Here is a 26,046-nt window from a genome sequence, read left to right on the forward strand (position 1 = left end):
ACGCTGGCCCACCGGCCGCGACAATCGCACGCAGGGGGGCCCGCTCGATCGCTGCCAGATCATCCGAGGCCCGATCGACTACGTCCATCCCGGAAGCCTCGCTACTAGGACGGCAAGCGCGCCAACCGCGGCATACTCGGACGTCCGGGCCTCACCGCGGCAAGGTCGGACGTCCCGTCCTCAACCTACTTCCGCGCGAGCAAGAGGTTTGCCGACCTCTACATGCCATTCGGCGGCCTGGCCTTCTTCGCGGACGCCGGCAACGGCGATCAGTTCTTCGTCAATCTTGGCTGCAACAACGCGGTCTATGTCTGGGAGCACGAGAGCGATAGCCGAACCTGGTTAGCGGCGGCCGTGCTCGGATATCTGGAAGCGTGGATGCGGGGCGAGTTGTCCCACTGATGCCTTCACGCCGAGGCGCGCAGCGGGCAGCCGGCGCCGTGGGCATCCCTGGGCTGGGACAAGTTCACGATCGCGTCCGGCGCCACCAGGGTCCGCCGAGTCGGGGTCAGTACGGACGAGGGCCGATCGAGCTCGGGCGGGCAGGTCTCCCGCTCGGTCTCCTACGTCGAGCTCGATCTTGGCGGCGCCGACCCCAAGGGAGTGGCCGACTTCGTGTTGCGAGCGTTCCAACGGTGCGCTGACGGAACTGTCGCTCACGTGCAGGGCCTGTCTGCCGTCACGGGCGTCGTCCCGTCGATGCGTAGCGGCGTTCACGACGCGGACGCGGTCGCGTTCCTGACGCCTAAGCGGGTCGCGTGGGTCATCCTCGACGGGCGCCCCTGGACGCCGGCGGAGCGGACGCACGCCCTCAGCGCGATCGCGGCGCATCTTGGCCAGGCGTGACCCGGCGAGCGGGAGATCCAGGCCTACCCCGCATCATCGGCGACCGGGCGGCCGGGTCACCACAAGGTCCGGCGAACGACCTCACCGCGGCACAGGAGTGAGTTCCTCAGGCCGACGGTTGGCCGTCTCATCTGGCGTGTGGTGCCGTGCCGCGTCAGGCCGGTGGCCGGAGCGGGTGTGGGCGATCGACCGCCCAATGCCAACACGGCGCTGCACTGACCTCGCGACACGCGCGCAGCAGCGGTCATCTGGGTGCGGTGCACGTCCGGTAGAGATCCGGCGCCTGTCGCAGCAAGCCGAGCTTCGACGTCTTCGACAGAGGGCTGCAGAACGCTGACGTTCCTGCCGTCATGTCGGCTTCCACCAGGCCGAGAGCCGCCAGGACAGCTTCGAACCGACGCCGACACCGGCGCCGAAGGCGACGGCGCCGACGACGACGGGGACGAGCCAGTGCCGCTTCTTCTCCGGGGTCGACGGCGGAGGCGCCGGGACGTCGTCCGCTGGTGCGAGAACCGGGTTCGGTCGGGTGGTTGTGGTCATCGAGGGCCACCTTCTTTCACGGGGTGAGCTGCTCCTCTGTCCCACCCCATCGTCCCTCCGGGGCCTGGAGCGCGCAGGCGCTGTGACGGATGTTCCCCATGTGACACGTCGACGGTCTTCCGTCGACGCCCGGCGCCCGACAGTGCTCGCACCGTCGTGACAAGGGCCCGACTGCGACATCCACGGCACCCGGCGCTGCTCCTCCGGCGGCATGGTCGGACGTCCCGTCCTCAACGGGGCATGTGCGGAACACGTCTATGCCTTCTGACTAGATTGCGTCCGTGAGCTCTCGCATGCGGATCGCTGGTCTCGTTTCCCTGGTTCTCGTGCTGCTCGCAGCCGGAGCCGTCTTGTGGTTTGGGGACATGGAGACGGAGTTTGGCTGGTTCGCCTACGCGCCGCTGGACCAGCAGTCAGCGCCGGGGATACTTCTCGTCACAGGGCGGCGGCAGGTGGCGCTGCTGCTCTCGTTGATCGGACTGGTTCTGCTGAGTGGCTTGGTGGGCTTTGTCGTTGGCCGTCGGTCCAAGCCCGACTCGAGCGTGTAGACGCGTCCGAGACCGGCACCGACCAACGACGGCATGGTCGGACGTCCCGTCCTCAACGTGCCATGACCGGGCGAGCGTAGCCGCCCTGAACGTCGCAAATGAGTGCGTTGCTTCCGGGTCGGTCGTGTGCGGCGGTAGGCGCTCGGCTCACGGAGGAGGTCGCGCCGGTCACGCAATCCACGACAGATCAAGCGCCGGACACTACGGCTTGAGGACCTCGCGGAGGGTTTCCATGGCTCGCCCCACAGCGTCGCGAGCGGCATGGATGCGGGCCGCGCTCGAGGGCGTCGCGTGCGCCAGCGCGCGGTCGAGCTCGAGCGCGGCCGCAAACAGGTCCTGGAGTACCTCGGAGTGGACCGCCTCCAGGATGCGCTCGCGCTCCTCGAGGCGGGCGAGGCGCTCGCTGCGCCGGATGTTGCAGACCTGGCCTCGCGGCCCGGGCTGGGCGTAGAGGTCGGTCACCGCCACCTCCACCCAAGACCAGGCGCCGTCGGTGCGGACCCGGAACTCACCCACCCGCTCCGCCCGGGGCGGGTCGGCGGCCAGCAGCTCCTCAAAGGCTTGGCAGTCCTCGGGATGGATGCGGTCCGTGATGGGTGTGCCTATGACCTCGTCGACTGCCCAGCCGAACAGGCTCGCGACCGCTGGGCTGGCGTAGTTGACGACATGGTGCTCGTCGAGCAGGACTGCGGCGTCGCTGGAGCGCTCCATCAGGTGCCGGACGGCGTCGCCGAGGTTGAGGGAGGCGCCGACGATGCCGATCAGTTCCCTGTCGCGGTACACGCCGCTGTCGGTAACCAGCGCGTGCAGCACCTCGCCGCTCCGGTTCCGCACCGGGAATCCGCCGGACCATGATCGGCCTTCCCGCAGAGCAGACATGATCTCCGCCGCCGCCTGCAATGAGAGCTCCGGCACCGTCACCTCCGTGATGTCACGTCCGACGGCCTCCGCGGAGGGCCAGCCGTACAGCTGCTCGGCGGCGCCGTTCCAGAACAGGACCGTCCCGCGCGTGTCCGTCGCGATCACGGCGTGCCCGAGGGCGTGCAGCAACTCGTCGGCAGACGGACGCAAGGGGAGTGCCTCGGTATCCATGACTCCACTCTGCACCCCATGCTTCGCGTGGTCTCGGGCCGAAAGCCCCGGACTGGACGGCACTCCTTGCCCGCTATCCGCTCCAGTCACATTCGCAGGAACGCCGCACCGGTGGCCCTGGCTGGTGCGCACCCACCGCGGCAGTTGCGGATGATCACGACAGGGACGCCTTTGGCGTAGGGCTGACGAACCCTTGGTCCGCAGATGGTCCGCAGGAGGTCTGAAAGCGCCTGGCCCCTCACGCTGACCGACAAACCAAACGTCACATCACCGCAGTTCAGAGGTCTGGGGCAACATCGGCAGCACCAGCAGACCGGGTCGCAGCAATACCCGGCCTAGAGTGGGGCGCATGACCCGCCTTCCCGACCCGAGTGTTCGACCGGCAGGGCTGGCCGACCAGTTCGGGCGCCGGGCCCGCGACCTCCGCGTGTCGGTCACCGACCGCTGCAACCTGCGCTGCACCTACTGCATGCCCGCTGAGGGACTGCCCTGGATGCCGAAGGCGGAGATGCTGAGCGACGAGGAGATGCTGCGCATCATCGGCCTCTTCGTCCGCGACGGCATCACCCAGGTGCGCCTCACCGGAGGTGAGCCGCTGCTGCGCCGCTCGCTCGTCGAGCTCGTCGCCGGCATCGCCGCGCTCGAACCGCGCCCGAAGATCGCCATGACGACCAACGGCGTGGGCCTCGAGCGGGTTGCCGTCGGGCTCAAGCAGGCCGGCCTCGACCGCGTCAACGTCAGTCTCGACACCATCGACTCCGAGACCTTCACGCAGCTCACCCGCCGCGACCGCCTCGCCGACGTCGAGGCAGGCCTCAAGGCCGCCTCGGACGCCGGCCTCACCCCGGTCAAGGTCAACGCTGTCGCCATGCGCGGCATCAACGACGACTCGGTGGCCGACGTGCTCGCCTGGTGCCTCGAGCGTGGCTACGAGCTGCGCTTCATCGAGCAGATGCCGCTCGACGCGCAGCACGCCTGGGATCGCGCCCAGATGATCTCCGCCGACGAGATCCGCGAGCGCCTCTCGCAGCGCTGGGACCTCACCCCGCTGCCGGCGGCCGACCGGGGGAGCGCCCCTGCCGAGCGCTTCCTCGTCGACGGCGGGCCGGAGACCGTCGGCATCATCGCCAGCGTCAGCGCGCCGTTCTGCGCCGCCTGCGACCGCACGAGGCTCACCGCCGACGGCCAGGTGCGCAACTGCCTCTTCTCGACGACCGAGACCGACCTGCGCGGACCGCTGCGTGAGGGAGCGACCGACGACGAGCTGCTCGGTCTCATGCGGGGCGAGATGTGGCGCAAGCGCCGCGGGCACGGCATCGGTGACCCGGACTTCGTCCAGCCCGCGCGTCCCATGTCCGCCATCGGCGGCTGAGCAGAGGAGGGACACCCCGCTAGACGGGCTGGGTGCCTGGTCGCGGGGCACGGCTGGTTTGATGAGCCCATGGACCCCGTGGTGCGTGTCTCTGGTGGCCTTGTCCGTGGCGTCGCCCGCGGCGGCGTGAACGCCTTCCTCGGCATCCCGTATGCCGCGCCGGCCGTGGAGGCGGACCGCTACCGAGCCCCACAGCCCGTCATCCCCTGGGAAGGGGTGCGGGCCGCGACCGAGCACGGCCCGACCGCGGCGCAGTCGGCCTACCCCTCGCCGATGGACACCGTGCTGCCGAGCTCGGTTGCTCCCGGTGACGAGTACCTCAACGTCAGCGTGTGGGCACCGGAAGGCGCGGAGGCGCTCCCGGTCATGGTGTGGATCCACGGCGGCGCCTTCGTGCGCGGCGCCAACTCGGTCCCGACCTACGACGGCGTCGCCTTCGCACGCGACGGCGTCGTGATGGTGGGCGTCAACTACCGCCTCGGCGTGCCGGGCTTCGCGGTGCTCGAGGGGGCCCCGACCAACCTCGGGCTGCGCGACCAGATCGCGGCGCTCGAGTGGGTGCGTGACAACGTCACCGCCTTCGGCGGCAACCCCGACGACGTGACCGTGTTCGGCGAGTCCGCGGGTGGGATGAGCGTCGCGACGCTCATGGCGTCGCCGGCCGCGAGCGGCCTCTTCCACCGGGCCGCCGTCCAGAGCGGCGGCGGCACTGCGGTCTGCACGCTCGACGACGCCCGCCGGGTCGGCGCCGAGGTCGCCGCCCACCTCGGGGTGCCTGCGACCGCGGAGGCGTTCGCTGCGCTCGACCCTGAGGCCGTCGTGGCCGCACAGACGGCCGTGGCTCTGGCCATCCAGGCGGACCCGGACCCGGGTCGCTGGGGCTCGTCCGTGCTGGCTGGAGGGCTCGGGATCATGAGCTTCTTCCCTGTCATCGACGGCGACGTCGTGCCCGGCGTGCCCGAGGAGGTCATCGGTCAGGGGGCCTCGGCCGGCGTCCCGCTGCTGATCGGGACGACGCGCGATGAGTTCCGCCTCTTCCTCGTGCCCACCGGCGTCGCCGCCGGCGTCACGGCAGAGGTCCTTCCGCTGCTGGCCCGCCGATACGGCTGGCCCCAGCACGTGCTCGACACGTATGCCGCGAACCGACCGGCGGCATCGCCCGGCGACCTCGCCTGCGCGATCCTCACCGACGCAGCCTTCCGCGCCCCAACTGCCCGTCTGGCCGCAGCACACCACGCTGCAGGCGGCACGGTCCAGGTCTACGAGTTCGACTGGGAGACACCCGTGGCGGGGCTGGGCGCCTGCCACGCGCTGGAGCTGGCCTTCGTGTTCGACACGCTCGGCCGTGCGGTGCCCATGGTGGGCGAGGCGGCCCCCCAGCCCCTGGCCGAGCAGATGCACCGGGCGTGGGTGGGCTTCGGCCGCTGGGGAGACGCCGGATGGCCCCGGTGGACGCCCGAGCGGCCGGCGGTCATGACGTTCGGTGTCGCGTCGTCCGTCGTCGAGGCACCGCGTGCCGACGAGCTCGCGCTCTGGGGCTGACGCTCAGGCTCTCGCGTTCTCGCGGCTCAGTCAGCCGTCGGCGTCGGTGAGCTGCTCGACCGGGACGACCTCGATGAGGAAGCCGCGCAGTGCCACGAAGTCGGCCAGCGACTTCTCGTGCTCGTCGCAGGCGAGCCAGACCTTGCGCCGGTCGGCCGTGTGCAGCTTGGGGTTGTTCCAGATGACCGCGTGCGCTGCGGTCCTTCGGCAGCCCTTGGCGCTGCAGACGTGCTCGACGTCGGTCCCGCTCACACCGGCCGGGGAGAGCGGGCCGCTCACTGCTCGAGACGCTGCGTGTCGTCCCGGGGCACGACCGACTGGATGCTCCCGGGCTGGCGGGGGCTCACGGCATTCGCCAGCACGACGGCGAAGTACGGGATGAAGACCGCGGCGATGACGGCGGTCCACCGCACCCAACCCGACGTGACGAAGACGAGGCCGAAGCACGCGATGCGGATGCCCATCATCGTGAGGTAACGCCGGACGCGCTGGTCCTGGTCGTCCGTCGTGGACGTCGACGCCGAGGTGACGGAGTAGACGACCGGTTCGTTCTTGGCTCGTGACACCCTTCAACCATAAGCCCGTCCCACGCGCGCGGCACCGGGCTGTCTACCCTTCGGTAGTCCGTTAGGTTTCGGGGCAAGGCAGCGACCCGGCAACGGCCGGACGGATGGAGGAACGCACTGTGTCAACGACCGAGGCGCGCAACGTGCTCGTGACCGGAGGCAACCGCGGCATCGGCCTGGCGATCGCCAGGGCCTTCGCCGACGCGGGCGACAACGTCGTCATCACCCATCGCTCCGGCATGCCGCCGGAGGGCCTGCAGGGCGTCACGTGCGAGGTCACCGACTCCGCCTCCGTCGATGCCGCCTTCACCGCGGCCGAGGAGATCTTCGGCGGCCCCGTCGAGGTGCTCGTCGCCAACGCCGGCATCACCCGCGACACCCTCCTCATGCGGATGAGCGACGACGAGTTCGACTCCGTCATCGACACCAACCTCGCCGGTGCCTTTCGCTGCGCCCGCCGCGCCGCCACCGGCATGATCCGCAAGCGTCGCGGCCGCATCGTGTTCATCAGCAGCGTCGTCGGGCTCTACGGCTCGCCCGGTCAGACCAACTACGCCGCGTCGAAGTCCGGCCTCGTCGGCCTCGCCCGATCCATCTCGCGCGAGCTCGGCGGCCGCGGCATCACCGCCAACGTCGTCGCCCCCGGCTTCATCGACACCGAGATGACGGCCGTCCTGCCGGACGAGCAGAAGAAGGCCTACCTCGCCAACATCCCCGCGGGCCGTTTCGCGACGCCCGAGGAGGTCGCCTCGGTCGTGCGTTTCGTCGCGAGCGACGCCGCCGCCTACATCACCGGTGCGGTGATACCGGTCGACGGCGGGCTCGGCATGGGGCACTGAGCCCACCTGACGGCATACGTTCGTATGCCGTCAGCCCCGTTGTGCAACAAGCGTGCCCACCCACACGAGAAAGTCGCAGGCATGGGAATCCTCGAAGGCAAGAAGCTCCTCATCACCGGTGTCCTCATGGACAGCTCGATCGCGTTCCACGTGGCGAAGATCGCCCAGCAGGAGGGTGCCACGGTCGTCCTCACCTCCTTCGGGCGGACGATGAAGATCACCCAGACCATCTCGAAGCGGCTGCCGGAGACGCCAGTCGTCATCGAGCTCGACGTCGCCGACCAGGAGCACCTCGACACCCTCGCCGAGCGGCTGCGCGAGCACGTCGACGGACTCGACGGCGTGCTGCACTCGATCGGCTTCGCGCCGCAGGGCGCGTTCAACTTCCTCGAGGGCACGTGGGAGGACGTCTCGACGGCCGTGCACATCTCCGCCTACAGCCTCAAGTCGCTCGCCGTCGCTGCCCTGCCGCTGATGTCCGAGGGCGGCAGCGTGGTGGGCCTGACGTTCGACGCGAAGTTCGCGTGGCCGGTCTACGACTGGATGGGCGTCGCCAAGGCGGCCTTCGAGTCCACGAACCGCTACCTCGCCCGTGACCTGGGCCCCAAGGACGTGCGCTGCAACCTTGTCGCCGCCGGACCGATCCGCACGACGGCCGCCAAGTCGATCCCGGGCTTCGAGCAGTTCGAGAAGGTCTGGGACGACCGCGCACCGCTCGGCTGGGACGTCAACGACCCGGTGCCCGCAGCCAAGGCCTGCGCGGCGCTGCTGTCCGACTGGTTCCCCGCCACGACGGGCGAGATCATCCACGTCGACGGCGGCGTGCACGCCATGGGGCAGTGACGTCGCAAGCGCTTCCCCGCTCTCGCTAGAGTCCTGCCCATGCCTCACGCCGGGACCGAGTCCAGCCCCCTGACGACGACCGATCCCGAGGCGGTGGTCCCCGTCGACGAGGTCCCCGTCGAGCGCGAGCTGACCGAGCACGTGCCGGCCGACACGGTGCGGGTCGAGCCCGTGCGGGTCGAGCCCGTGCGGGTCGAGGAGGTTCGGGTCCTGGACGGGCCGAACCTCTACTTCGCCCGCCCGACGATCAAGGTCATCCTGCACGTGCCGGGCTACCTCGCGCTCAAGCGCACCGACGCAGAGGCACTGGCCCGCCGTCTCGGCATGCGCTCGGCCCGCCCCGGCAAGCGCGGCACAGCCCTGCGTCAACGGTTCGTCATGCGGGTCATCCGGACGCTGACCCGCCGGGTCGGCACCGAGATCGGCGCCGGACGCCTCGGCGTCCGAGTGCGGGCCGGCCAGACCGTCGACGACGTCGTGCTCGCCTTCCCCTGGGTGCACCGCACCCGTGGCCGTGTCGCCGGTGAGCAGGTCGGCGCCGTCATGGCCGGGCTGCTCGACCGATCCCGCCGCGCCGACGAGGTCATCGAGGAAGCGGCGGCCGTCATCCTCGCCGCACCCGACGGACCCGGGCCCAGCGTCATCACCCCAACGGTGCCGGTGGCGTCCGTCACCGGCACCAACGGCAAGACGACGACGACCCGGCTCATGGCGCACATGTGCATGAGTGCGGGACTCACCACGGCGTGGAGCTCGACGGACGGCGTCGTCGTCATGGGCGAGACCAAGGAGGAGGGCGACTTCTCCGGACCGGCGGGCGCACGTGGGGTCCTCGAGACTCCAGGGCTCGACATCGGCATCCTCGAGACCGCCCGCGGCGGCATGCTCCTCAAGGGCATGGGGGTCACGGCCAACGACGTCAGCGTCGTCACCAACGTCAGTGCCGACCACCTCGGGCTGCAGGGCATCGACACCCTCGACCAGCTCGCCGAGGTCAAGGCCATCGTCACGACGGTCACCAAGCCCCAGGGCTGGGTCGTGCTCAACGGTGACGACCCGCGTGTGTGGGCCATGCGCTTCGGCATCAAGGCCAAGCCCTGGGCCTTCAGCCTCGACCCTGCCTCACCCGCCCTGTGGGAGTCGATCAACTCCGGCGGTCGCGGCATCACCGTCCTCGACGGCGAGATCGTCGTCCTCTCGCCCAACGGGGACCCGGACCGACTCGTCAAGATCGTCGACGTCCCGATGACCCTGAGCGGCCTCTCCCGCAACAACATCGCCAACGCCCTCGCGGGCGCGGCTGCCGCCCTCGGCCTCGGGGTCCCACGCTCGGCCGTCATCGAGGGCCTGCGCTCCTTCGCCCCGGACCCGGAGCACAACTGGGGCCGCCTCAACACGTACTCGTTGCCGCTGCCGAGCGGGGGCAAGGCCACCATCATCATGGACATGGCCCACAACGAGGCTGGGCTCGAGGCGTTGCTCGAGGTCGCGCGGGGGCTCGCCGCACCCGGCGGCGCCGTGCGTCTCGGGCTGGGCTGCGCGGGCGACCGCGCCGACGACGCCATCATCGCGATGGGTGAGATCGCCGGTCGGGGTGCCGAGGAGGTCGCCCTCAAGATCGCGCGCCACTATCTCCGTGGTCGCGAGCCGGAGGACCTGCTGGGTCTCTTCCGGGAGGGACTCGCCAAGGTCGGTGTCCTCGACGTGCCCGGCCACGACACCGAGCTCGCCGCCCTGGAGGCGCTCGTGCCCCACGCGCTCCACGGAGACGTCATCGCCCTGATGTGCCACGCGGAGCGTGCCGAGGTCGACGGCTGGATCCGGGCGCACGGCGGCAAGGTCGACGACGCGCGGTCGATCCGCCGCAAGGTCGTCGCTGCCCGCGGTGAGCACGAGCTCGAGGCCGAGATCGCGGCGCTCTGGGAGACCAGCGACGAGCAGACCCGGCTCGCCTCCGCGCAGGAGCTCGTCGACGGCCACCCCGGAGACCCTCGGCTCGTCTTCGAGCTGGCCGGGGTCAAGGACGCGATGGGCGACGAGCAGGGCGCCATCGGCCTCTACGAGGAGGCGCTCGCAGGTGGGCTGCGCGAGCCGCACCGGCACCGGGCGCAGCTCCAGCTCGCGTCGAGCCTGCGCGTCGTGGGACGCACCGCCGAGGCGCAGGATCTGGTCGCCGACGTGCTCGAGGCCCGACCGCACAACACCGCGGCCCTCATGCTGCGCGCACTGGTGCAGGCAGACCTCGGCCAGGAGCGTCAGGCCGTGGCAGACCTCATCCGGGCGACGCTCGAGGCGACGACCGACGTCGACACGCAGGCCTACCGTCGCGCCCTGCGTGCCTACGCGGACGAGCTCGCCCCCGCCGGCGACTGACGCCCGGTCTCGCCCGGGCCGAGTAGGTGGCGACGGTTTGGGGGCCGTGGCGCGCTTCCGGTGGGGTGGCGTATGCCGTCCCGTGACGGTTTGGGGGCCGTGGCGCGCTTCCGGTGGGGTGGCGTATGCCGTCCGTGACGGTTTGGGGGCCGTGGCGCGCTGCCGGTGGGTTGGCGTATGCCGTCCGTGACGGTTTGGGGGCCGTGGCGCGCTGCCGGTGGGGTGGCGTATGCCGTCCGTGACGGTTTGGGGGCCGTGGCGCGCTGCCGGTGGGGTGGCGTATGCCGTCCGTGACGGTTTGGGGGCCGTGGCGCGCTAGCTGCGACCGGGCTGAGCCGGCGCACGGGGGTGGCTGGGGCGACGCCTCGGCGCAGCTCCAGCCACCTCACCTTGTGGCGGCAGGTCTCAGACGGCGGTGTCGTCGGCCGTGTCGGGCTGCGCGTCCGAGGGCACGGAGCCGAGCGCCTCGCCCTCGGCCTCCTCGCCCTCGGCCTCGGCCGTCTCGGTGAGCGTGCTGGGATCGAGGTCCGGGTCGCTCGTGGCCGCTGCCGGCGTGCCGATGCGGGCGCCGGCCTGGGCGTGCTTGGTGCGCTCCTCGAGCTCCGCGACCACCAGCGCGTGCTGGTCCACGCACATGACCACGAGGTCTCCCGGGTTGGTCCGCGCGAGCACGTGGCGCGCGGCCTCGAGCTCGTCGAGGACGACCTCGACCTGACGACAGCGGGCGCCGTCCTTCATCGCCGCCTGGGCACCCTCGGCCACGAGGGCGGCGGTCTCGCCGGGCTTGCGCCCGCGAAGACGCTCGTCCTCGCGCACGACGATCACGTCGAAGTGCTGCGCGGCCACGGCACCGAGCTCGCGCATGTCGTCGTCGCGTCGGTCGCCCGCGGCCCCGATCATGCCGATGCGTGACGTGCGGCCGAGGTCGGACTGGCCTTCCTTCTGAGCCGCGTAGCGGTCGACGAAGGCGCCGAGCTCCTTCATGCCGGCCGCGTTGTGGCAGTAGTCGACGAAGACGTCGGCGTTGCCCACCTGGACGAGGTTGAGGCGTCCGGGAGAGAGGTAGTAGGTCGTCGCGAACGTGCGCAGTCCCTGGCGGATGTCGTGCAGGGGGGCGCCCGCGGCGAAGGCGGCACCCGCAGCGGCCAGGGCGTTGGCCACGTTGAAGCGCGCGGCGCCCCCGAACGTCGAGGGCAGCAGGTGGGTCCAGGCGAGCTGCATGCTCCGACGGCCGTGCTTGATGACGATCATCTCTCCGCGGTCGCTCGGTTCGAGCACCACCGCACGACCACCGCGACGGCAGTAGTCGTCGACGAACTCGCGGACCTCGCTGCCCGGCTCGGCCATGGAGAACCACACGATGCCGCCGGAGCAGCGCCGGCGCATGTTGCGCACGTTGACGTCGTCGGCGTTGAGCACCGCGAAGCCGTCACGAGGCACGGCCTCGACGATCACAGCCTTGACGTCGGCGAGCTGGCGGAGGGTGTCGATTCCCTTGAGCCCCAAGTGGTCCGGGGCGACGTTGGTGACGACGGCGATGTCGTTGCGGTCGTAGCCGAGTCCCTCGCGGAGGATGCCTCCGCGTGCGACCTCCATGACGGCGAAGTCGACGCGAGGGTTCTGCAGGACCATGCGGGCCGAGCGGGGACCGGAGGCATCGGCCTTGATGACGAGACGCTCGTCGATGACGACCCCGTCGGTCGAGGTCATGCCGACCTTGCGTCCCAGGCCCTTGAAGATGTGGGCGATCATCCGCGACGTCGTCGTCTTGCCGTTGGTCCCGGTGACGGCGACGATCGGCACGCGCGACTGGGCGCCGGGCGGGAACAGCAGGTCGACGACGGGCTTGGCGATGAACTGCGGCTCACCCACCGTCGGGTGCGTGTGCATGCGGAAGCCGGGGGCGGCGTTGACCTCGCAGATCGCGCCGCCCGTCTCGCGGACCGGGTAGGTGATGTCGGGGCAGATGAAGTCGATGCCCGCGACGTCGAGCCCGACGATGCGAGCAGCCTCCTCGGCGATCTCGACGTTGTCGGGGTGCGCGTCGAAGGTGCGGTCGATGGAGATGCCACCGGTCGACATGTTGCCGGTCAGGGCCAGCTTGACCATCTCGCCCTCTGGTGGCACCGACTCGAGCGTGTGCCCCTGTCCGGCGAGGATCTCGAGCGCGTTGGCGTCGACCTTGATCTTGGTCAGCACCTTCTCGTGTCCGACGCCGCGGCGGGGGTCGGCGTTCGTGATGTCGACGAGCTCAGCCACGGTGTGCGTCCCGTCGCCGACGACGTGCGCCGGCACGCGTTCGGCGATCGCCTGCATGCGGCCACCGACGATGAGGCAGCGGTAGTCCCGGCCGGTGACGAAGGACTCGACGATGATCGTGCCGCGACGCGACTCGGCCTTGGCGATGCCGAAGGCCTTGGCGACCTCCTCGTCGCTCTGGAGGTTGAGGCAGACGCCGCGACCGTGGTTGCCGTCGAGGGGCTTGACGACGACGGGGAACCCGATCCGGCGGGCCGCCTCGATCGTGCCGCGCTCGGTGCGGGCGGACTCCTGCTTGGGCACCGGCAGCCCGGCCGAGCCGAGCAGCTTCGTCGTGAGGTCCTTGTCGCTGGCGATGTCGACGGCGAGGGCGCCGGTCTTGGAGGTCATCGTGGCGCGGATGCGCTGCGCGTGGACGCCCTGGCCGAGCTGGACCAGGGAGGCCGCGTTGAGGCGGATGTAGGGGATGTCGCGGGAGGCGGCCTCCTCGAGGATGGCGGCGGTCGACGGCCCGAAGGCCACGCGCTCCGCCTGACGCAGGAAGGCGTTGAACTCCGTCTCGAAGTCGAACCCGTCCTCGGCGTCGACGAGGTGGTTGATGAGGCGCACCGCGAGCTTGCCCGCCGCGACACCCACCGTCTCGTCCGTGTAGCTGTAGACGACGTTGTAGTGCCCCGGCCTGCCTCGAACGGCTCGCGTCTTGCCGCGCCGCGAGTCGTGGCCGGCCAGCGTCTGCAGCTGCAGGGCGACGTGCTCGGCGACGTGGCCGAGCCAGGTCCCCTCGCGCAGGCGCTCGATGAATCCGCCCCGGCGGCCGAGCGAGCAGGTGTGCCGCTCCAGCCCGGGGACGAGCTCGATGAGCTGGTCGGTGAAGTCGGGCAGCGAGACGGTGGGGTACTCCTCGAGGCTGCCGAGGTCGACGACGAGGTGGATCGCCTGCTGGTAGGACCAGACGTTCGGGCCGCGATAGATCCGGGTCTCGAGGATCTTCAGGTCCGGTCGGGCCGGTCCTGTGGGGGTGGGTACCTCGACGGCCATGGGTCTCCTCCTACGGGGTCGTGCTGGACGTGCCGTGCGGCACGCCGCAGCGACCGCTGGTGCAGTGTGTTGCGGGTGGGGCGGGCGGGACTCAGTGAGCGGCGCTGCTCGTCGACGAGCGCGCCGCACGGACCTTGGCCGGGACGACGGCGCCCTCGATGTCCGGGTGTCGTTCGACGAAGGCGGTCAGCTCGACGTGGTCCAGGTCGAAGGTACTGCCCGTGGGCAGCGAGTGCACGACCGCGCCCGAGACGAGCAGCGGGGCCCCCCGGCGTGCGTCGGGTGCGTCGGTGATCGCGTTGCGGGCGTTGACGAGGAAGATCGACCCGGCCCCGATGACTGACAGGACCTTGCCGTCGCGGATCTCGGCGGCGGTGTTCTCGTCGATGCCCATGCCGAGGAGGTTGGGGGACGCGGCGACCATCGACATGAGCCGGCCGTAGCGTCCACGCTGGTCGAAGTGCTGGTCGATGATGACGTCCTCGACGAGGCCCAGGCCGGCGGAGATCTGGCTCGCGCGCTGCCTGGGGGTGAGCCCTTCCTCTCCGAGCGAGATCATGAACCGGCTCATGATCGAGGCGCCGGCCGACGTGCCGGCGATGACGGCACCGCGCTCGTAGGCGCGGACGATGGCGTCACCCACGGGGGTACCGACGATGTTCTGGGCGAGCTTCACCTGGCTGCCGCCGGTGAGGAAGACGCCGGTCGCGCTGTCGAGCGCCTCGACCATGACCGGGTCGTTCGAGTCGCGGCGCGTCTCGGGGTGCACGACCGACACGTCACCCCCACGCAGCCGGGTGAAGACGTCGCGGTAGGCCTCGGAGACCTCTCCGGCGTAGGACGACGCGGTCGGGATGACGACGAGGTGCGACCGCCGCCCACCCGCGAGCTTGATGAAGCGCTTGAGCACCACCGACCGCCCGATCCGGTCCTCTGCACCACCGATGATGAGCAACGTGCGGCGGACGCCGCTTCGGTTCTGGGGTGCGGACGATGGAGCGACGGACTGCATCGCGCCAGCCTAGTGACCGGCGTGCGGGACGGGCGGAGCCTGGGTCGGCGTGCCGTCGTCGAGATCGGCCTCCTCGATCTCCTCGCGGGAGATGCCGAGCAGGTAGAGCACCGAGTCGAGGTAGGGCACGTTGACGGCGGTCTGGGCCTGCTCCTGGACGATGGGCTTGGCGTTGAAGGCGACCCCGAGGCCTGCGATGTCGAGCATGTCGAGGTCGTTGGCGCCGTCGCCGATGGCCACCGTGCGACTGAGCGGAAGGCCCTCCTCCTCGGCGAACTCCTTCAGGGCGCGCGCCTTCCCGGCCCGGTCGACCACCTCGCCGACGACGCGGCCGGTGAGGTGGCCGTCCTCGATCTCGAGCCGGTTCGCGCGCGCGTGGTCGATGCCGAGGTCGTCGGCCAGCTCGCCGACGATCTCGATGAAGCCGCCGCTCACGAGTCCCACGGTGAAGCCGAGACGCTTCAGCGTGCGCACCAGGGTCCGCGCCCCGGGCGTCAGCTGCACCGACTCCCGCACCTCGTCGAGGACGGAGGCGGGCAGCCCTGCGAGCGTCTGCACGCGGGCGCGCAGGGACTCCTCGAAGTCCAGCTCTCCGGCCATCGCACGCGCCGTCACCTCGGCCACCTCGGCCTCGCGGCCGCAGTGCGCGGCGAGCAGCTCGATGACCTCCTGCTGGATGAGGGTCGAGTCGACGTCAAGGACGACGAGGCGCCGGCCACGCCGGGCCAGGCCGCCCGGGGCGACGGCGATGTCGATCCCCTCGGAGGTGGCCACGAGCGCGAGCTCGGTGCGCAGCGACGGCACGTCGGCGCCGGAGATGTCGAACTCGACGGTCGTCACGGGGTAGCGCGACAGGCGACGGATGCGGTCGATGTTGGCGCCGTGCTCGGCGATCCGGGACGTCACGAGGGAGACGGCGTCGGTGCTGAGCGGTGCGCCGAGGACGACCACGGCAGCACGTCCCTGGCGCGAGCGTGCGTTGACGCCGGTGCCCTCGACGACGGTCAGGGTCAGCCCGAGGCGGTGCGCAGCGACCGCAGCGGCGTCGCGGAGCTGGTCGACGTGCGTCCCGGGGCGCAGCAGGACGGTGAGCGTCAGGTGACCGTTGACGACGACCTGCTGGATGTCGAGGACCTCTGCCTCGACGCCGGACAGTGCCCCCAGCAGCGTGCCCGTGACGCCGGGGCGGTCGTCTCCCGTCACGGTCACGCTGAGGGTCTGGATGTCCGTTCCGTCCGTGCTGCTCACTTCGGTCACCCGGGTCAGGGTAGTGAGGACGTCCGGGCAACCGCGTCACCTTCCGGCATACGGCCCGTGACGTCCGTCATGGCGTATGCCGGAAGGTGACGTCCCTCAGCCGAGCGCGCTGAGCAGGAAGGCGAGGGCGAAGCCGAGCATCGTCAGGAGGCCGACGAGCCGTCCCGCGTGCTCGGTGGCCTCGGGCATCATCGTGTCGGCCAGCATCGTGATGATCGCGCCGGCCGCGAACGTCTGGATGCCTGCCACCAGCGCGGGTGACGCGTTCTGGAGCAGGACGTAGCCGGCGCCCGCCGCAAGTCCTGAGGCGAGCATGACGACGAGCCACAGCCGCAGGATCTGACCCGTCGAGCGACCCGCCCGCTTGAGCCCGGCACTCGCCGACATCGACTCGGGCACGTTGGACAGGAAGACGGCGGCGACCATCGCGATGCCGACCTCACCGCCGCCCAGGAGGCTGACCCCGATCGCCGCCGACTCGGGTATGCCGTCCAGCAGGGCCCCGAGCACGAGTGCCATCGCGCCTGCTCCCTGTTGCGGCCCGCCGGTCGGGCTCTTGCGACGGTGGCCGCCGCGGCGGTCGATGAGCCAGTCGCCGGCGAAGAACACGACCGAGCCGCTCACGAGCCCGATGACGACGGGGGTGGTGCCGCCGGAGCGGAACGCGTCCTCGGTGAGCTCGAAGGCCACCGCGCTGATGAGCACGCCGGCGCCGAACGCCATGACGAGTCCGATGGCGCGGTAGGACGCGCGCGCGTAGAGGCCGAGCAGGGCGCCGACGAGGAGCGCCGCGCCGCCGACGAGCCCCCAGAAGGTGGCCTCGAGCATGTCAGGGTGCGCTGCCCGGGGAGCCCGTCCCGGCATTGACCTCGTCGCGCCACTGGAGCAGGTCGTGCACGCGCCCCAGGTCCGGGTCGGCGGCGGCAACGCTCGCAGTGAAGAGTCGGGTCCCGATCTCGTGGAGCTGCTGGGCGTTGCCCGCGTAGTCACCGGACTGGTCGGGGTTGCGGCCCGGCACGAACGCGACTCCCGCGGACCGCTCGATCTCCAGCGGGTCCCGGCCGCGGCGCGCGCACCACTGGTCGAGGACCCGGTGCTTGTGCGCGATCTCCTCGCGGTCGCCGAAGCCGTGCCAGATGTCCGCGTGCTCGGCGACGATCCGCAGTGTCTTCTTCTCTCCGCCCCCGCCGATGAGGATCGGGATGTCGCGGGTCGGGGCCGGGTTGAGACGCGTCCACCGGTCACGGATGATCGGCAGGTCGCGCTCGAGGTCGTCGAGTCGCCCACCGGCAGTGCCGAAGTCGTAGCCGTACTCGTCGTAGTCGAGCTGCTTCCAGCCCGAGCCGATGCCGAGGACGAGCCGTCCGCCGCTGATGTGGTCGACGGTGCGCGCCATGTCCGCGAGCAGGCTGGGGTTGCGGTAGCTGTTGCACGTCACGAGGGCGCCGATCTCCACGGACTCGGTCGACTCGGCCCAGGCGCCGAGCACCGTCCAGCACTCGAAGTGCATCCCGCCGCGGTCACCGCTGAGAGGAAAGAAGTGATCCCAAGAGAGCAACAAGTCGACGCCCATCTCCTCGAGCGTCGCTGCGGTGCGGCGGATCTGCGCCCACGTGGCGTGCTGCGGCGGGATCTGGATGCCGACGCGCGCCGGGCGTGGGTCAGTGGCGCTGACCGGCATGGCGGGCGCACCGGTCGTGCCGGCACTCACCGGGTGACCACCTGACCCTTGCCGACGACGACGATGCCGGTCTCGGTGACGTGGAAGCCGCGGGCCCGGTCGTGCTCGTGGTCGATGCCGATCTGGCAGCCCTCGGGGATGATGACGTTCTTGTCGATGATCGCCCGCCGGATCTGGGCGTGCCGGCCCACCTCGACACCGTCGAGCAGGACGGAGCCCTGGATGCTGGCGTAGGAGTGGACGTGGACGAGCGGCGAGAGCACCGACGCGTAGATGTGTGCACCTGAGACGACGACGCCGGGGGAGACCGCCGAGTTGAGGGCCTCACCGATGCGGTCGCCGCTGCCATGGACGAACTTCGCCGGCGGGTAGGGGCTGTGCTGGGTGTAGATCGGCCACTCGTAGTTGTAGAGGTTGAAGACGGGGTGGATCGAGATGAGGTCCATGTGGGCGTCGTAGTAGGACTCGATGGTGCCGACGTCGCGCCAGTACCCGCGGTCTCGATCAGTGGCCCCGGGGACGTCGTTGTCCTTGAAGTCGTAGACGCCGGCCTCTCCGCGACCGACGAAGTAGGGCACGATGTCGCCGCCCATGTCGTGGCTGGAGTCGGTGTCGCGATCGGTCGTCACGGCCTCCTCGAGGGCGGCCGCCGTGAAGACGTAGTTGCCCATCGAGGCGAGCACCTCCTCGGGGTTGTCGGGCAGGCCCCTCGGGTCACTCGGCTTCTCGAGGAACGCGGCGATCTTCGAGGGATCGGACTCGTCGACCTCGATGACCCCGAACTGGTTGGCCAGCGAGATCGGCTGGCGGATGGCGGCCACGGTGCACGCGGCACCCGACTCGATGTGCTGTTCGACCATGGCACTGAAGTCCATGCGGTAGACGTGGTCGGCGCCCACGACGACGACGATGTCGGGTCGTTCGTCGTGGATGAGGTTGAGGCTCTGGAAGATCGCGTCGGCGCTGCCGAGGTACCAGTTCTTGTCGACGCGCTGCTGGGCCGGGACCGTCGTCACGTAGTTGCCGAGGAGCGTCGACATGCGCCACGTCTTCGTGACGTGGGCGTCGAGGCTGTGCGACTTGTACTGCGTCAGCACGACGACCTTGAGGTAGCCGGAGTTGACGACGTTGGACAGTGCCAGGTCGATGAGCCGGTAGATGCCGGCGAACGGTACGGCGGGTTTGGCCCGGTCGGCGGTGAGCGGCATCAGCCGCTTGCCCTCACCGCCAGCGAGCACGATCGCGAGGACTTTCGGACCAGCTGCTGGGCTTCGTCGGGCCATGCACGCCACCCTAGGGCAGGGGTCGGCCACCTGGCAGGTTCAGCACGCAAGATGGGCAGAGCTTTCCGCTCCGCGGGATGGCGTCGGCACTAGGGTCGGAACGTGCGCGTCGACATCCTCAGCAAGGAGTACCCACCGGCCATCTACGGAGGCGCGGGTGTTCACGTGGCCGAGCTCGTCCGGGCGCTGCGTGCCCGGGGCGACATCGACGTGCAGGTGCGCTGCTTCGGAGCGCCGCGCGACGAGATGGGTACGACGGCGTATGCCGACCTGACGGAGCTCGCGCAGGGGAACGCCGCGATGCAGACGCTCGGCGTCGACGTCAGCATGGCCGGCGACTGCGTGGGCGCCGACCTCGTCCACTCCCACACGTGGTACGCCAACATGGCCGGCCACCTCGCGTCGCTCCTCGGAGGCATGCCGCACGTCGTGACCGCGCACTCGCTCGAGCCGATGCGGCCGTGGAAGGCCGAGCAGCTCGGTGGCGGCTACCGCGTGTCGTCGTGGGCCGAGCGCACGGCCTACGAGTCGGCTGCCGCCGTCGTGGCGGTCAGCGCCGGTATGCGCGAGGACATCCTCAAGAGCTACCCGTCCCTCGATCCGGCGCGGGTTCATGTGGTGCACAACGGGATTGACTCCCAGCTGTGGCAGGCCGACCGCAGCGCCGAGGCCACCGAGATCGTGCGCAGGCACGGTGTCGACCCCGACAAGCGCTCGGTCGTCTTCGTCGGGCGCATCACCCGTCAGAAGGGGCTGCCCTACCTCCTGCGCGCCTGCGCGCAGCTGCCGCCGGACGTCCAGATCGTCCTCTGTGCCGGCGCGCCGGACACCCCGGAGATCCTGGCCGAGGTCGAGGGCCTGATGAACGAGCTGCGCGCGCAGCGCGAGGGGGTCGTGTGGATCCCCGACATGCTGCCGCGCGCCGAGGTCGTCGCGCTGCTCAGCCACGGCACGGTGTTCGCGTGCCCGTCGGTCTACGAGCCGCTAGGCATCGTCAACCTCGAGGCGATGGCGTGTGAGCTCGCCGTCGTCGCCACGGCGACCGGGGGCATCCCGGAGGTCGTCGTCGACGGCGAGACCGGATGGCTCGTCCCCATCGACCAGGTCCAGGACGGCACCGGCACGCCGGTCGATCCCGACGCGTTCGTCGTCGACCTCGCCGCCGCTCTCAACGAGGCCGTGTCCGACGTCGACCGTGCGCACGCCTTCGGCCGCGCCGGCCGGCAGCGGGCCGTCGACTCGTTCTCGTGGGGGTCCATCGGCGATCGCACGCTCGAGGTCTACCGCGCGGTCCTCGACGGCTGAGCCCGCCTCCCGGTCGGCTCAGCCGACGAGCCGTCCCGTCAGCGCGTGGGGCACGCCGACGAGCTCCGCGGGGCCGCCGAGGATCATGCCGAGCAGGTCCGGTGGCTTGGGGTAGTCGGGCCCGAGTGCGGTGAGGTACGCGTCATGTGCGGACAGCGACGCCACGGCGGCGTCGAAGTGGTCCGAGACGTCGACGAAGTGCGTGGGCTCGGGGTCGGCGACGACGAGGAGCCTGCCGACCTGCCACGGTTCGTGTCCTTCGTCGAGGAGGTCGCTGAAGATCCACCGGTTGCCGGCGTCGGCCTTGGCGTCGACGACCGCGAGTCCCACCGCGCGGTGGTCGGCCTGGTTGACGAACCCGTTCGGGAAGCGGTCGGCATAGGTCGACGTGACGAGCAGGTCGGGCTTCCGGATCCGGATCTCGCGCGCGATGGCCCGGCGCAGCGGCAGGCCGTACTCGACGACGCCGTCGGTGAAACCGTCGAGGAACTCCACGACGTCGACGCCGACCCTGGCTGCCCCGTCGCGCTCCTCCTGCTCGCGCGCCGGTCCGGCCTCGTCCGGTGGCATCGTGTCGATGCCCGCCTCGCCGCGGGTCGCGAGCAGGTAGGTCACGGTCTTGCCGGCCCGCACCCACTTGTCGACGGCCGCGGCCGTGCCGTACTCGAGGTCGTCCGGATGGGCGACGACGCAGAGGACGGTCTCGAAGGTGCTCTCGTCCAGCGCTTCCAGCTTCGGTGGCTCCGTCATGGACCAAATCTAGGGTTGCTTGGCGATCTCGCGGGGGAATGTGACGATGGAGGACATGCTGACCATCGAGCTCGCCCGCCGGCTCTCCGACGCGGGACTTCGCTGGGAGCCTGTCTCCGGTGACCGCTTCGTGGTGCCCGTGAGCGGCATGGAGGAGGACGTCTTCGTCATCAGCGAGATCACCGTGGACGTGCACCACTTCGCGACCGGTGACGTCATCGGCTTCAACGGGACGACCGAGTGGGCTCTCGACAGCGTCGAGCAGGACAAGGTCGTGTGGCTGCCGCGCGAGGACCAGCTGCGCGACATGCTCGGTGAGGCCTTCGTGTCGCTCGAGACGCTCGAGGGCGGGTATGCCGTGTCGGTCCTCGGGCGTGCGGGCGCGGTCGAGCGTCACGCCGACATCGACGCCGAACGGGCCTACGCCCGTGCGGTGCTCGCGAGGCTCGAGTCCGCTGCTGGCGAAGGGGAGCAGTCGGCCTGAGTCAGGCCGGTCGCCAGCCCGCGATGGTCATGACCGCGACGTTGGTGGCGTCGGCCAGGGCGGCGTCCCCGTCGGCGGCAAGCTCGCGCAGCAGTCGCGTCCGGTTCGCCGCGGTCCCGGCGTCGAGGCCCCCGGAGCCGAGCGAGGTGCTGGCGGCGTTGCGATGCGCGACCCGGGCGAGGTTCGCCGCCAACGACATGAGGCGCAGCGCGCGACCCGGCGTGGCCGGCGGGATGCCCCAGAGAGCGGTGTCCAGGTCGGCCTGGGCCTCGGCGCGTGCCTCATCTCCCCACGGGTGGCCGCCCACCTCCTCGAAGCGAGCCGTGTGCTCGCGCAGACGTGTCATCAGCTCGCGCTCGATCTCGCGCAGGTCGAGCATCTCCATGCGGTGCCGGGGGAGGGGATCGGCTTCGTAGGCCGTCCAGTCCGCGCGCACGCCGGTGTCGCCCTCGGGACCGAACTCCGTGAGGGTCGGCACGAGGACCCCGCCGATGCCGGCGACGAAGACGCACTCGCCGGCGTCGGCCGCGTGGGCGGTCGCCGCGGCCGAGCCACGCGGCATACGGCTGATGTCGCCGGGACGGGGGAGCGCCACGAACAGTGCGCGTTCACCGAGGTCGCGCCACACGTCCAGCCGCCCGAGGTCGCCCGCGACGTGGTCGAGGTCCGGGAAGGCGCGGCCGAGGGCCTCCGTGGTGCCGAGGTCGCCACGCCACGACGCCGTCATCCACAGCGCAAGGCGCACGGACGCGGGCAGCTCGGACACCTCGTCATCGTAGGGTGCGCCGCGTCGGCTCACCGGTGGGCCTTGTCATAGGGTCGAGCCATGAGCGACGTCCTCGCCTTCGCCGGAGTCACCGTTCGCCGCGGTGCCTCGACGCTGCTCGACGACGTCACGTGGGAGGTGGAGGAGGGCGAGCGCTGGGTCGTGCTGGGCGCCAACGGTGCCGGCAAGACGACCCTGCTGCAGATCGCCGCAGCCCGCATGCACCCGACGACCGGTGTTGCCGGCATCCTCGGCGAGGTCCTCGGGGCCGTCGACGTCTTCGAGCTGCGTCCCCGCATCGGGCTCGCCAGCTCCTCGATGGCCGAACGGATCCCCGGTGACGAGCTCGTCGGCAACGTCGTCGTCACCGCCTCCTACGGCATCATCGGCCGCTGGCGCGAGAGCTACGACCACGTCGACTACGTCCGCGCGATGGAGCTGCTCAAGGCGCTGGGCGCCGACCACCTCGCGGACCGCGCCTACGGGACGTTGAGCGAGGGCGAGCGCAAGCGGGTGCAGATCGCCCGGGCCCTGATGACCGACCCGGAGCTGATGCTCCTCGACGAACCGGCCGCAGGTCTCGACCTCGGAGGCCGCGAGGACCTGGTGCGACGGCTCGGGGACCTCGCGGCCGACACCGAGGCGCCGGCGATGGTCCTCGTGACCCACCACGTCGAGGAGATACCGCCCTCGTTCACCGACGTGCTCATGATCCGTGACGGCAAGGTCGTCGCCGCCGGCCCGATCCCGATCACCCTGACGGCAGAGAACCTCAGCGCGACCTTCGGGCTGCCGCTCGTGCTCGAGCAGCACGGCGAGCGCTGGTCGGCCAGGGCCGAGTCCTGATCGCAACCTGCCCCGGCTCCTCGATCCGTAGGTCGACGGAGGGAACTGAGGCAGAATCGAGAACGTCACTGGAGTGACGCACGGGACGTCGGCGTCCATCGCCGGCTCGAACGAAAGCAGGGTGGGGCCACGTGTTCGAGGGACACGCATGGATGGTCTGGGTGGGGGTCGCTCTCGTCCTCGTGGCCATCGAGACGGTCACCGCCGACTTCACGTTCCTCATGATCGCCGGCGGCGCGGTAGGCGGCTCCGTCGCAGCGGCGTTCGGGGCGTCCCCCACGGTGCAGGCCATCGTCGCAGCGCTCGTCGCCGTCGCGTTGCTCGCGATCGTGCGCCCCTGGCTCAAGAAGCGCCTGCAGGCCACGAGTCCGCAACAGCTGATGGGCGCAGCGGCCCACGTCGGCCGTTCGGCCGTCGCCATCGACCGGGTCAACCCAGCCGGAGGCCAGGTCAAGCTCGCGGGCCAGACCTGGTCGGCCCGCACGCTCGGTGACGACATCGAGCCCGGTGAGGAGGTCGTCGTCGACTCCATCGACGGGGCCACCGCCATCGTGAGCCGCGCACACATCGTGGGGAGCTGAGCGCCACCCGGCACAGCGTCCCTGCCGCACCAACCGTCACCAGCGTCACCAGCGTCACCAGCGTCACCACCGAACGAACGAGCGGGTCGACCGGCCCGCCCGCACCAACCGTGCTTCCTCGGGGGAGCACGGACCCCACAGGGAGAAGGTCGAGAAGGTCGTGGATCCGGTACTCATCATTCCGATACTCATCGTCGTCGTGGCATTCGTCGTCGTGCTGCGCACCGTGCGCATCGTTCCGCAGCAGACGGCTCAGATCGTCGAGCGGCTCGGCGGCTACAACAAGACTCTGACGGCAGGCATCCACTTCCTGATCCCGTTCGTCGACAAGGTGCGCGCCAACATCGACCTGCGCGAGCAGGTGGTCACCTTCCCGCCGCAGCCCGTCATCACCAGCGACAACCTCGTCGTCAACATCGACACGGTCATCTACTACTCGGTGACCGACGCCAAGGCCGCGGTGTACGAGATCGCCAACTTCATCCAGGGCATCGAGCAGCTGACCGTCACCACACTGCGCAACGTCATCGGCTCGCTCGACCTCGAGCAGGCCCTGACGAGCCGCGACCAGATCAACGGCCAGCTGCGCGGCGTCCTCGACGAGGCCACCGGCAACTGGGGCATTCGCGTCAACCGCGTCGAGCTCAAGGCCATCGACCCGCCGCGCTCGGTGCAGGAGACGATGGAGAAGCAGATGCGCGCCGAACGTGACCGCCGTGCGGCCATCCTCACGGCCGAGGGCTTCAAGCAGTCCGCGATCCTCACCGCAGAGGGTGAGAAGCAGAGCCAGATCCTGCGGGCCGAGGGTTCCGCCCAGGCCCGTATCCTCGAGGCCCAGGGCCAAGCCCGGGCCATCCAGCAGGTCTTCTCCGCGATCCACCGCGGCAAGCCGACCCAGAAGCTGCTGGCCTACCAGTACCTCCAGGTGCTCCCGCAGATCGCGCGCGGCGACTCGAACAAGATGTGGATCATCCCGTCGGAGCTGACCGACGCCCTCAAGGGCATCGGCAATGCCCTGGGCGGCAACGAGCAGGGCCCGCGAGACGTCGACGACGAGCAGTGGGTCGACACCGGGGAGGCCGACGACAACGCCTTCTCCGAGACGGTGCTCGAGGACCCGGCCAAGGCCCTTGCCGAGGCCCGCGGCCAGGCGGCGCAGGCCAGTGCCGAGTCCACCGAGCACGCCGCTCCGATCGGTCGCCAGCAGCCGTCGTTCAACCCCGGCAGCGTCGACGTGCCCCCGCCGCCCGTTGCCGCTCCGCCGGTCGCGCCGGAGGTCGCCTCGTCGGCCCAGCCGGGCGACCTGCCCGACGTCCCGCCGGAGGCCTCGACCCGACGCTGACGGACACCACCGACGACACCCGGTCACCCCTGAGTAGGGTGACCGGGTGTCGTTCTGGTCCGCCGTCGCCGTCGCGCTGGCCGGGACCGGGGCCGGGATCATCAACACGATCGTCGGCTCGGGCACCCTCATCACCTTCCCGACGCTGCTCTTCTTCGGCGTCAACCCGCTCGTCGCGAACGTCTCGAACAACATCGGTCTCGTCGCCGGTGGCGTGACCGGCGCCTGGGGCTACCGCCACGAGCTTGACGGCCAGGCCCGCACCCTGCGACGTCTCATGCCCATGTCGTTCCTCGGCTCGGTCGTGGGTGCGAGCCTGCTGCTCGTCCTGCCGGCCGCAGCGTTCCGGGCGATCGTCCCGGTGCTCATCCTCATCGCGCTCGTGCTCGTCGTCGCCGGCCCGCGCATCCAGGCCCGCGTCCATCCCGAGGGCAACGACGGGTCGGTGCCGCGCTGGCACGCCCCTGCGATGGCCGCAGGTGTCTTCGCCGCCGGCGTCTACGGCGGGTACTTCGGCGCGGCCCAGGGAGTCCTGCTGATGGGGCTCCTCAGCGCGCTCAGCCTCGAGCCGCTGCAGCGGCTCAACGGCTACAAGAACGTCCTCTCGCTCGTCGTGAACCTCGTCGCTGCCACCGTCTTCGTGCTCTTCGCGCGGGAGCACATCGCCTGGCTCGTGGTGGTGCTCATCGGAGTCGGTTCCTTCGTCGGCGGCCTCATCGGTGCACGGGTGGGCCGGCGCATCCCGCCGAACGTGCTGCGTGGCCTCATCATCGCCATCGGACTCGTCGCCGTCGTCAAGCTCGTCTGGTTCCCCTGATCCCTGCGCCGGTCCGTGGACCCGCGATGTCAGGAGAGCGCCCGAGCACCACTAGCCTGTCGGC

26 protein-coding genes are annotated in these 26,046 nt (G+C 70.6%); 14 read left to right on the forward strand and 12 right to left on the reverse strand.

Going from position 1 to position 26,046, the window contains the following annotated elements:
* The first annotated feature begins 132 nt into the window (after nucleotides 1–132).
* Both ABD831_RS13895 and ABD831_RS13900 read left to right on the forward strand, forming a co-directional pair.
* A complete protein-coding gene (locus ABD831_RS13895) occupies nucleotides 133–402 on the forward strand; it encodes an SMI1/KNR4 family protein (protein WP_486389327.1) in 270 nt (89 codons plus the stop codon).
* Between the two features lie 258 nt (nucleotides 403–660).
* Nucleotides 661–846: a hypothetical protein gene (locus ABD831_RS13900; RefSeq protein ID WP_344947541.1), complete on the forward strand. Its 186-nt coding sequence runs from the start codon at nucleotides 661–663 to the stop codon at nucleotides 844–846.
* A gap of 348 nt (nucleotides 847–1,194) precedes the next feature.
* Here ABD831_RS13900 and ABD831_RS13905 read toward each other — a convergent pair whose 3' ends face one another.
* The gene (locus ABD831_RS13905; protein WP_344947543.1) at nucleotides 1,195–1,386 is read right to left on the reverse strand and encodes a hypothetical protein; all 192 of its coding nucleotides are present in this window, start codon (nucleotides 1,384–1,386) and stop codon (nucleotides 1,195–1,197) included.
* 281 nt (nucleotides 1,387–1,667) lie between these two features.
* Between ABD831_RS13905 and ABD831_RS13910 the strand changes: the two genes are divergently transcribed.
* Nucleotides 1,668–1,934 (forward strand): hypothetical protein, encoded by a 267-nt coding sequence (locus tag ABD831_RS13910; RefSeq protein ID WP_344947546.1) that lies wholly within the window; start codon nucleotides 1,668–1,670, stop codon nucleotides 1,932–1,934.
* A 201-nt stretch (nucleotides 1,935–2,135) separates the two neighbouring features.
* Here ABD831_RS13910 and ABD831_RS13915 read toward each other — a convergent pair whose 3' ends face one another.
* A complete protein-coding gene (locus tag ABD831_RS13915) occupies nucleotides 2,136–3,026 on the reverse strand; it encodes a sensor histidine kinase (protein WP_344947549.1) in 891 nt (296 codons plus the stop codon).
* A 349-nt stretch (nucleotides 3,027–3,375) separates the two neighbouring features.
* Between ABD831_RS13915 and moaA the strand changes: the two genes are divergently transcribed.
* Together moaA and ABD831_RS13925 are read left to right on the forward strand one after the other, a co-directional pair.
* Complete coding sequence (moaA, locus tag ABD831_RS13920; protein ID WP_344947552.1) at nucleotides 3,376–4,398, forward strand: GTP 3',8-cyclase MoaA; 1,023 nt, start codon at nucleotides 3,376–3,378, stop codon at nucleotides 4,396–4,398.
* Between the two features lie 69 nt (nucleotides 4,399–4,467).
* Nucleotides 4,468–5,940, forward strand: coding sequence for a carboxylesterase/lipase family protein (locus ABD831_RS13925; protein WP_344947555.1), 1,473 nt, complete (start codon nucleotides 4,468–4,470; stop codon nucleotides 5,938–5,940).
* Nucleotides 5,941–5,970: 30 nt separating this feature from the next.
* Here ABD831_RS13925 and ABD831_RS13930 read toward each other — a convergent pair whose 3' ends face one another.
* Together ABD831_RS13930 and ABD831_RS13935 are read right to left on the reverse strand one after the other, a co-directional pair.
* A complete protein-coding gene (locus tag ABD831_RS13930; RefSeq protein WP_344947558.1) occupies nucleotides 5,971–6,219 on the reverse strand; it encodes a hypothetical protein in 249 nt (82 codons plus the stop codon).
* Complete coding sequence (locus tag ABD831_RS13935) at nucleotides 6,216–6,506, reverse strand: DUF3099 domain-containing protein (protein ID WP_344947560.1); 291 nt, start codon at nucleotides 6,504–6,506, stop codon at nucleotides 6,216–6,218. Before ABD831_RS13935 ends, ABD831_RS13930 begins: the two co-directional genes overlap by 4 nt.
* 104 nt (nucleotides 6,507–6,610) lie before the next feature.
* Between ABD831_RS13935 and fabG the strand changes: the two genes are divergently transcribed.
* The 3 genes from fabG (at nucleotide 6,611) to ABD831_RS13950 (ending at nucleotide 10,561) form a co-directional block, all read left to right on the forward strand.
* Entirely contained in the window at nucleotides 6,611–7,345 is a 735-nt protein-coding gene (fabG, locus tag ABD831_RS13940; RefSeq protein ID WP_344947563.1) for a beta-ketoacyl-ACP reductase, read from the forward strand.
* Nucleotides 7,346–7,426: 81 nt separating this feature from the next.
* A complete protein-coding gene (gene fabI, locus ABD831_RS13945) occupies nucleotides 7,427–8,188 on the forward strand; it encodes an enoyl-ACP reductase FabI (RefSeq protein WP_344947565.1) in 762 nt (253 codons plus the stop codon).
* Nucleotides 8,189–8,227: 39 nt separating this feature from the next.
* A complete protein-coding gene (locus ABD831_RS13950; protein WP_344947568.1) occupies nucleotides 8,228–10,561 on the forward strand; it encodes a tetratricopeptide repeat protein in 2,334 nt (777 codons plus the stop codon).
* Between the two features lie 405 nt (nucleotides 10,562–10,966).
* Here the strand turns inward: ABD831_RS13950 and cphA are convergent, their stop codons facing one another.
* The 6 genes from cphA to glgC form a co-directional block, all read right to left on the reverse strand.
* Complete coding sequence (gene cphA, locus ABD831_RS13955; RefSeq protein WP_344947571.1) at nucleotides 10,967–13,858, reverse strand: cyanophycin synthetase; 2,892 nt, start codon at nucleotides 13,856–13,858, stop codon at nucleotides 10,967–10,969.
* A 91-nt stretch (nucleotides 13,859–13,949) separates the two neighbouring features.
* Nucleotides 13,950–14,870: a cyanophycinase gene (locus tag ABD831_RS13960; protein WP_344947574.1), complete on the reverse strand. Its 921-nt coding sequence runs from the start codon at nucleotides 14,868–14,870 to the stop codon at nucleotides 13,950–13,952.
* Nucleotides 14,871–14,879: 9 nt separating this feature from the next.
* Nucleotides 14,880–16,127 (reverse strand): phosphoserine phosphatase SerB, encoded by a 1,248-nt coding sequence (serB, locus tag ABD831_RS13965; RefSeq protein ID WP_425582826.1) that lies wholly within the window; start codon nucleotides 16,125–16,127, stop codon nucleotides 14,880–14,882.
* A 96-nt stretch (nucleotides 16,128–16,223) separates the two neighbouring features.
* Nucleotides 16,224–16,955, reverse strand: coding sequence for a ZIP family metal transporter (locus ABD831_RS13970; protein ID WP_344947577.1), 732 nt, complete (start codon nucleotides 16,953–16,955; stop codon nucleotides 16,224–16,226).
* A 1-nt stretch (nucleotide 16,956) separates the two neighbouring features.
* Entirely contained in the window at nucleotides 16,957–17,808 is an 852-nt protein-coding gene (locus tag ABD831_RS13975) for an LLM class F420-dependent oxidoreductase (protein WP_344948237.1), read from the reverse strand.
* 26 nt (nucleotides 17,809–17,834) lie between these two features.
* Entirely contained in the window at nucleotides 17,835–19,091 is a 1,257-nt protein-coding gene (gene glgC, locus ABD831_RS13980; protein ID WP_344947580.1) for a glucose-1-phosphate adenylyltransferase, read from the reverse strand.
* 102 nt (nucleotides 19,092–19,193) lie between these two features.
* Between glgC and glgA the strand changes: the two genes are divergently transcribed.
* Nucleotides 19,194–20,396 (forward strand): glycogen synthase, encoded by a 1,203-nt coding sequence (glgA, locus tag ABD831_RS13985; protein ID WP_344947583.1) that lies wholly within the window; start codon nucleotides 19,194–19,196, stop codon nucleotides 20,394–20,396.
* Between the two features lie 18 nt (nucleotides 20,397–20,414).
* Here glgA and ABD831_RS13990 read toward each other — a convergent pair whose 3' ends face one another.
* Nucleotides 20,415–21,146, reverse strand: coding sequence for a PIG-L deacetylase family protein (locus tag ABD831_RS13990; protein WP_344947586.1), 732 nt, complete (start codon nucleotides 21,144–21,146; stop codon nucleotides 20,415–20,417).
* 55 nt (nucleotides 21,147–21,201) lie between these two features.
* On the opposite strand from ABD831_RS13990, the gene ABD831_RS13995 reads away from it, so the two are divergent.
* The gene (locus ABD831_RS13995) at nucleotides 21,202–21,630 is read left to right on the forward strand and encodes a pilus assembly protein CpaE (RefSeq protein ID WP_344947589.1); all 429 of its coding nucleotides are present in this window, start codon (nucleotides 21,202–21,204) and stop codon (nucleotides 21,628–21,630) included.
* A 1-nt stretch (nucleotide 21,631) separates the two neighbouring features.
* On the opposite strand, the gene ABD831_RS14000 is transcribed toward ABD831_RS13995, so the two are convergent.
* Nucleotides 21,632–22,396 carry a hypothetical protein gene (locus ABD831_RS14000; protein WP_344947592.1) on the reverse strand — a complete coding sequence of 255 codons (765 nt, stop codon included), beginning with the start codon at nucleotides 22,394–22,396 and terminating at the stop codon, nucleotides 21,632–21,634.
* A gap of 60 nt (nucleotides 22,397–22,456) precedes the next feature.
* On the opposite strand from ABD831_RS14000, the gene ABD831_RS14005 reads away from it, so the two are divergent.
* From ABD831_RS14005 to ABD831_RS14020, 4 genes are all read left to right on the forward strand, one after another.
* The gene (locus ABD831_RS14005) at nucleotides 22,457–23,242 is read left to right on the forward strand and encodes an ABC transporter ATP-binding protein (RefSeq protein ID WP_344947595.1); all 786 of its coding nucleotides are present in this window, start codon (nucleotides 22,457–22,459) and stop codon (nucleotides 23,240–23,242) included.
* A gap of 131 nt (nucleotides 23,243–23,373) precedes the next feature.
* Nucleotides 23,374–23,823 (forward strand): NfeD family protein, encoded by a 450-nt coding sequence (locus ABD831_RS14010; protein ID WP_344947598.1) that lies wholly within the window; start codon nucleotides 23,374–23,376, stop codon nucleotides 23,821–23,823.
* Nucleotides 23,824–23,983: 160 nt separating this feature from the next.
* Nucleotides 23,984–25,165, forward strand: a complete 1,182-nt coding sequence (locus ABD831_RS14015; protein ID WP_344947601.1) for an SPFH domain-containing protein — start codon at nucleotides 23,984–23,986, stop codon at nucleotides 25,163–25,165.
* 46 nt (nucleotides 25,166–25,211) lie between these two features.
* On the forward strand, nucleotides 25,212–25,982 hold the full coding sequence (locus tag ABD831_RS14020) for a sulfite exporter TauE/SafE family protein (protein WP_344947604.1): 771 nt from the start codon (nucleotides 25,212–25,214) through the stop codon (nucleotides 25,980–25,982).
* Nucleotides 25,983–26,046: the final 64 nt, after the last annotated feature.

This window comes from Terrabacter ginsenosidimutans, from assembly GCF_039539425.1.
GTDB lineage: Bacteria > Actinomycetota > Actinomycetes > Actinomycetales > Dermatophilaceae > Terrabacter > Terrabacter ginsenosidimutans.